This is a genomic window from Vibrio makurazakiensis, assembly GCF_050337375.1.
GTDB classification, from domain to species: domain Bacteria; phylum Pseudomonadota; class Gammaproteobacteria; order Enterobacterales; family Vibrionaceae; genus Vibrio; species Vibrio makurazakiensis.
This window is the reverse complement of record NZ_JAKJSW010000228.1, coordinates 1-6,157: the sequence shown is the minus strand read 5'-3', so window position 1 is coordinate 6,157 and position 6,157 is coordinate 1. Positions and strand designations below refer to the sequence as shown.

The 6,157-nt window shown below is 43.6% G+C and carries 7 protein-coding genes; 1 reads left to right on the top strand and 6 read right to left on the bottom strand.

Translation table 11 applies throughout. The features are described 5' to 3' along the window. Nucleotides 1-23: 23 nt before the first annotated feature. From lepB to rpoE, 6 genes are all read right to left on the bottom strand, one after another. On the bottom strand, nt 24-920 hold the full coding sequence (gene lepB, locus L4C33_RS18575) for a signal peptidase I (protein ID WP_428813896.1): 897 nt from the start codon (nt 918-920) through the stop codon (nt 24-26). Nucleotides 921-1,016: 96 nt separating this feature from the next. Then, nucleotides 1,017-2,810 carry a translation elongation factor 4 gene (lepA, locus tag L4C33_RS18570; RefSeq protein WP_428813895.1) on the bottom strand — a complete coding sequence of 598 codons (1,794 nt, stop codon included), beginning with the start codon at nt 2,808-2,810 and terminating at the stop codon, nt 1,017-1,019. Nucleotides 2,811-2,947: 137 nt separating this feature from the next. Beyond that, the gene (locus L4C33_RS18565; RefSeq protein WP_428813894.1) at nt 2,948-3,418 is read right to left on the bottom strand and encodes a SoxR reducing system RseC family protein; all 471 of its coding nucleotides are present in this window, start codon (nt 3,416-3,418) and stop codon (nt 2,948-2,950) included. Next, nucleotides 3,415-4,380, bottom strand: a complete 966-nt coding sequence (gene rseB / locus L4C33_RS18560; RefSeq protein WP_428813893.1) for a sigma-E factor regulatory protein RseB — start codon at nt 4,378-4,380, stop codon at nt 3,415-3,417. Before rseB ends, L4C33_RS18565 begins: the two co-directional genes overlap by 4 nt. Beyond that, complete coding sequence (locus L4C33_RS18555; protein ID WP_428813892.1) at nt 4,377-5,015, bottom strand: RseA family anti-sigma factor; 639 nt, start codon at nt 5,013-5,015, stop codon at nt 4,377-4,379. The genes rseB and L4C33_RS18555 overlap by 4 nt, the downstream gene beginning before the upstream one ends. 26 nt (nt 5,016-5,041) lie before the next feature. Next, nucleotides 5,042-5,620 carry an RNA polymerase sigma factor RpoE gene (rpoE, locus tag L4C33_RS18550; RefSeq protein ID WP_428813891.1) on the bottom strand — a complete coding sequence of 193 codons (579 nt, stop codon included), beginning with the start codon at nt 5,618-5,620 and terminating at the stop codon, nt 5,042-5,044. 394 nt (nt 5,621-6,014) lie between these two features. On the opposite strand from rpoE, the gene L4C33_RS18545 reads away from it, so the two are divergent. Then, nucleotides 6,015-6,157 (top strand): FAD-binding protein (locus tag L4C33_RS18545; RefSeq protein WP_428813897.1); only part of this gene is annotated, 143 nt, incomplete at its 3' end.

Here is a 6,157-nt window from a genome sequence, read left to right as displayed (position 1 = left end):
CTCTCGATGTGTTATGTGTACGATTAATTAATTCCACCGATGCGGTTGAAACGCRCACCAGTTGGAATCCAAGAAGGTAGCGCACTGCTTGCATCGCGTTCGAATTCGAAACTGATCCAAATAGCAACGGCTTTACCTACTAGGTTTGCTTCAGGGACAAATCCCCAGTAACGGCTGTCAGCACTATTATCACGGTTATCACCCATCACAAAGTACTGGCCTTCAGGAACGACCCACTCATTAACGCCGCTACGAGGTTGATACGCATCAGTACGATCACGACGTAGTGGGTTAACTAAAATTTGATGTTCTGCTTCGCCTAGTTGTTCGTTCAGTCGAATCAAAGGCACGCCATCTTGAACAAATTGACTTTCTTCTACGTTACTCAGCTTAACTGGCTTACAACTGCTTTCGCCTGGAGACTGAATACACACTTCTTTACGGCTGCTGTAACGAATGGTATCACCCGGCAAACCAACTACACGCTTGATGTAGTCAATGTTTGGCTTTGGTGGATACTTAAATACAACAGAATCGCCACGTTCAGGTTTACCTGTTTCAACCAACTGAGTACGCCACACTGGGTCTTTAAGACCGTAGGCATACTTCTCAACTAAGATGAAGTCACCCACCAGCAATGTCGGCATCATAGAGCCAGATGGAATTTGAAACGGTTCATAAATGAATGAGCGTAGAACTAAAACAAACGCAATTACTGGGAAAATGGACACACTATTTTCAACCCACCAAGGCTGAGCAGTAACTTTCGCACTGGTCGCGACATCTAAACCATGAGTTTGCGCTTCAACATCAGCAAGTTTTTGCTGGCGTTTTTTTGCCCACACCAACTTTTCTAATGTCCAAACGATGCCAGTAACCAAAGTTACGATCACTAAAATAAGCGAAAATGTATTAGCCATTTATATCCCTTAAATTTTCATTTCTTTAAAAATAACGAAAGTGAAAGAGCAGTATCTACTCTTTCACTCTCTATTATTCATCTATTGCGAATAGACTTAATCTTTACCAACGTGAAGAATTGCAAGGAACGCTTCTTGAGGCAGTTCTACGTTACCGATCTGCTTCATACGCTTCTTACCTTCTTTCTGTTTCTTAAGAAGCTTCTTCTTACGACTGATATCGCCGCCGTAACATTTTGCGATTACGTTCTTACGTAACTGTTTCACTGTCGAACGAGCGATGATGTGGTTACCAATCGCAGCTTGAATCGCGATGTCAAACATTTGACGAGGAATGAACTCTTTCATTTTCTCAACCAATAGACGACCACGAGACTGCGAAATATCTTTGTGCGTGATAATCGCAAGAGCATCAACCGTTTCGCCATTAAGCAGAACGTCAACGCGAACCATATTCGACGCTTCATAGCATTGGAAGTTGTAATCTAATGACGCATAACCACGAGAAGTAGATTTTAAACGGTCAAAGAAATCTAGAACAACTTCAGCCATCGGTAGGTCATAGGTCACAGCTACTTGGTTGCCGTGATAAACCATATCAACTTGTACACCACGTTTCTCAACACAAAGTGTGATTACGTTACCCAGGTAATCTGATGGTACTAAGATGTTACAGCGAGCAATCGGCTCACGAATCTCTTCTAAGTCATTAACCGCTGGCAATTTTGCAGGGCTATCAACATACAGAATTTCACCATCCGTTTTTACAACTTCATACACTACTGTCGGTGCTGTTGTAATCAGGTCTAGATCGTATTCACGCTCAAGACGCTCTTGGATGATCTCCATGTGAAGCATTCCTAAGAAGCCACAACGGAAACCAAAACCTAGTGCTGCTGAACTTTCTGGTTCGTAGAACAGTGACGCATCGTTTAGGCTTAGTTTGCCTAGAGCATCACGGAAGTTTTCGTAATCATCAGACGATACAGGGAATAGACCTGCGTATACCTGCGGCTTCACTTTCTGGAAACCAGGTAGACGTTCTTCGCTGCCACCTTTTGCAAGTGTCAGCGTATCACCTACTGGTGCACCTAGAATGTCTTTAATACCACAAACAACCCAACCTACTTCACCAGTATTTAGCTCAGTAGTATCAATTTGCTTAGGCGTGAAAATACCTAAACGGTCAACACCCCAAACTTGGCCTGTCGACATAACTTTAATTTTGTCATTTTTCTTCAGCTTGCCGTTTTTGATACGTACAAGAGAAACAACGCCAAGGTAGTTATCGAACCATGAGTCAATGATCAATGCTTGCAGTGGCGCTTCAGGATCACCTTCAGGAGGTGGGATCGCCGTTACGATGTTTTCTAATACATCTTCAACACCAACACCTGTTTTTGCTGAACAACGAGTCGCTTCCATCGCGTCGATACCAACGATCTCTTCGATTTCTTCAGACACGCGCTCTGGTTCTGCAGCTGGTAAGTCAATCTTGTTTAAGATTGGCACAACTTCCAGATCCATTTCGATCGCTGTGTAACAGTTTGCTAGAGTTTGGGCTTCAACGCCTTGGCCAGCATCGACTACAAGTAGTGCACCTTCACATGCAGCTAGAGAACGAGAAACTTCGTATGAGAAGTCTACGTGTCCCGGAGTATCGATGAAGTTTAGCTGGTAGGTTTCGCCATCTTTAGCTGTGTAGTCCAAAGTCACACTTTGCGCTTTGATTGTGATGCCGCGCTCACGTTCTATATCCATAGAGTCGAGAACTTGTGCGTCCATTTCACGTTCACTTAAACCACCACATACTTGGATTAAGCGGTCAGAAAGGGTCGACTTACCGTGGTCGATGTGGGCGATAATCGAGAAATTACGAATGTGCTTCATAGGCTTGGTGTGACTAAACTCTTTGAATAGGGATAATAAGAAAGCCGCTCTGGTACCAATCTACAAAAGCGATTAGTGACGGCATTTCAATCAAGTTGGCAGATTCTACCCAATTTCGCTGCGATACGCATCATAAATTAGGTGAGTGGCTCTCCGAGCACCCGAACAAGAACGACTTGCTGCTGAGATTGCTGCTCCATTGGCTGAGCTAAACGCTTAGCAAGCAAAATACCTAAAACCGTAAATACCGCAGCAGATAAAATCGCGACACCTTCACCGAGGACTAACCAAGGAGCTAAAACCAGTTGGCCTATCGCCGCCCCTAACATCATCATAAACAATGGAATAAGGTAAACAATTGCAGCCGACTGCAGTAGGCTTTTTTCAGGAAAGCCTATTTCAACGACTTGTCCTTGCTTGACGGTTTTCTGCGTTTTTAAGTGCCAGTGCAGCGCTTTATTACCAACGGCTTTAGTAACAATACCCGTACCACAACTTTTTTGAGAAGAGCAACTGCTGCAAGAAGTTTGTTGCTCACAACTCAAGTTAACCCAGAATTGCGAGCCTTTTGTTTCTACAGAACTAACCGTAGCTAACGCCGTCATCATTGTGACGTAACCTCAGTCGAAAACTTCACTGACTGTGCAATTCGCTGCGCTGTTGCTGGAGGGATATCACCGACAACGGATATTTCGTTGTCACCAGAAATGAGGCTATGCAAAGTGCGACGCCCTTGGCGAACTAACTGCCCTTTAAGTGAGTGCTCATCTTTATCTGAAACATAAACAGAGAAACTGAACAAACCATCACTAAACAGCTGACTTTCAACCATACGGTCAGTCACAGCCATTTGATAACGGCTCAGCTCTTTGGCTTCAAAGCCATCGGGAGTCCAGGAAACATTCCAGTCACTCTCACTTACCTTCGCACCCTCAGGTAAAGATAATACTTTAGGCAGTTGAGCAGAGCGCAATCCACCCATCACTTCAGCAAGGCGAGAGTTTACGGCATAAGAAATTGTTCTGTATTGCTCTAGTACCTCTCCATCACGATCCAACAAATCGGCACGTAGTGGCAGCTTACTTTTTTCGTCAATCCACAATACATAGGAATAACGAAGGCCATCTTTTGGCACGATACGCAATACTTGTGTCGCTGTGCCAGCCTCGCGAGCGCGTCCTACTTTTACGTAATCGTAGAATTGGTCTAGGGAGTCTACATCGGTATTAAGCATTGGGATAACAGGCGCAACCATGGTGCCAGATTCAATCGTAAATGGTTCGATACCTGGTTCGATGTAGCTCACTTCGTTGTCACGGCGGATCACTTCACGAACAGGACCACTTAAATACACAAGGTGCGCCAGTTGTTGGTCTTCGCTTAAAGCGTGACGATACAACAAAGGCTCAATGCTATTTTTTTTAATGAGAATGTAAGACAGCTCATAGTTCAAATGCTGACTGGCTTCGTTCATTTGATCCAACAAAGCCTTTGCAGTTGGTTCTTCAGCAAAGGCTTTAGGAGTAATCAAGCTGAACAGCACCAGAGCACTGGTCAGGATTTTTTTCATTCAACTACCGATTCAAGACGCTCTTCATCAAACTGTGAATTATCACTGTTTAATCTTAGCTGTAATTCATAATCTTGCAGCAATGCATGAACACGCTTACGTTGTTCTTGGATATTGCTTTCTGACATCGGCTTCTTAACCGATTCACGCGTCAAGCTTACAGGTTCAGCAGAGCCAGAAAAAGGGATGGTTTGCAAAACTGGCAATTGGTCAACTTGAGAGTCAGCCGGACCTCCGCCGTATTGCTGAACACCTAGAATAACAGCAAGCGATACACACGCAGCCATTGCAACTTGCCCAAACTGAGATAACCACGCAGGAAGCTGTCGTTTGGCTTCACGCGGTTTAGGTTGCTCTTCAAGCTTAGGAGAAGAATTAACTTCAGCTTGTTCTGTTTTCAGATGGTGGAGGTTAGACACAGCACTGTGTGCAGGCTCGTTCTCCAGTGCTGCAGCAACACTGCCTGCAATATTCCAATCTGTCGATTCTGGCGCTTCGCCTCGCATCGCATCACCAATCAAATGGTAGTTCTGCCAGGTATCCATGCTTTCTTGATCGCTTTCTAACTCTGTAATGAGAGCTTTATCGATCATTTCACCATCCATGAGTGCCGAAAGCTTTTGTTTATCAGCCATTATTTTCACCATATTTATTACAAGTATTAGCGTTGTAAAAGAGGTTTAATTTTCTTTTCCACCGCCTCACGAGCACGGAAAATACGCGAACGTACCGTTCCGACAGGGCAATCCATCACATCTGCAATTTCTTCATAACTTAAGCCATCCAGCTCTCGCAAAGTCATTGCAGTCTTTAAGTCTTCAGGTAACGCTTCTATCGCCGCAAAAACTACCTGCTTCAATTCTTTTGACAGCGTTAAGTTTTCAGGGTTCGATATTTCTTTTAAAGCATTACCTGTTTCATAATATTCAGCGTCTTCAGCATCAACATCACTTGCTGGCGGCCTACGCCCTTGCGCAACAAGATAATTTTTAGCGGTATTCACAGCGATACGGTACAACCATGTATAAAACGCACTTTCACCACGAAAGTTCGGAATTGCACGATAAGCCTTTATAAAGGCCTCTTGCGCTACATCAGGCACATCACCAGAATTATTCACATATCGAGAAATAAGATTACAAACTTTGTTTTGGTACTTAATCACCAACAAATTGAATGCTTGCTTATCTCCACTCTGAACTCGCTCAATCAATACTTGATCGGTTAGCTGCTCGTTCATTCGAGCGTGTACTCCTATTGTTATAACCCTTACCTTCTCAGATATGGGCACTAATTATGCGTAATGTAGTATTGACACCACCGCCTACATGAGCACTATTGTGACTCAGAGGAATTAGGAAAGTTCAAAACTTTCTCAATTTATTTGCCATTATTGTTTCACAATGTGATGTAATAAATAAATCAGTCTTCCTTAAAGTTGGGGGGCTCACATATAAAAAGCAATGGCAAAGACCCMCAATTATATATTGGTTGCTGTGTATGAAATGTTTATCGCGCATTAATTAGAGTTTTAATGAGTTCAATTATAGCAACTCATCCCATGCGCATTACATACTTACAGGATCAGAACGAGAGTATACAACTCTACTTTAGACCGGGATTTTAAAAGTTTTATGAACGCAAACCGTGAACATCAGTGTGATGTATTAGTGGTAGGAAGTGGCGCAGCTGGCTTGTCGTTAGCCCTGCGAGTAGCTGAACATGCGAAAGTCATCGTGTTGAGTAAAGGTCCACGTAGTGAAGGATCCACCTATTA

Bases quoted from the DNA above. Each gene is read 5' to 3' on its own strand.
- lepA (WP_428813895.1), bottom strand. From the start codon at position 2,810: ATGAAGCACATTCGTAATTTCTCGATTATCGCCCACATCGACCACGGT.
- L4C33_RS18565 (WP_428813894.1), bottom strand. From the start codon at position 3,418: ATGATGACGGCGTTAGCTACGGTTAGTTCTGTAGAAACAAAAGGCTCG.
- rseB (WP_428813893.1), bottom strand. From the start codon at position 4,380: ATGAAAAAAATCCTGACCAGTGCTCTGGTGCTGTTCAGCTTGATTACT.
- L4C33_RS18555 (WP_428813892.1), bottom strand. From the start codon at position 5,015: ATGGCTGATAAACAAAAGCTTTCGGCACTCATGGATGGTGAAATGATC.
- rpoE (WP_428813891.1), bottom strand. From the start codon at position 5,620: ATGAACGAGCAGCTAACCGATCAAGTATTGATTGAGCGAGTTCAGAGT.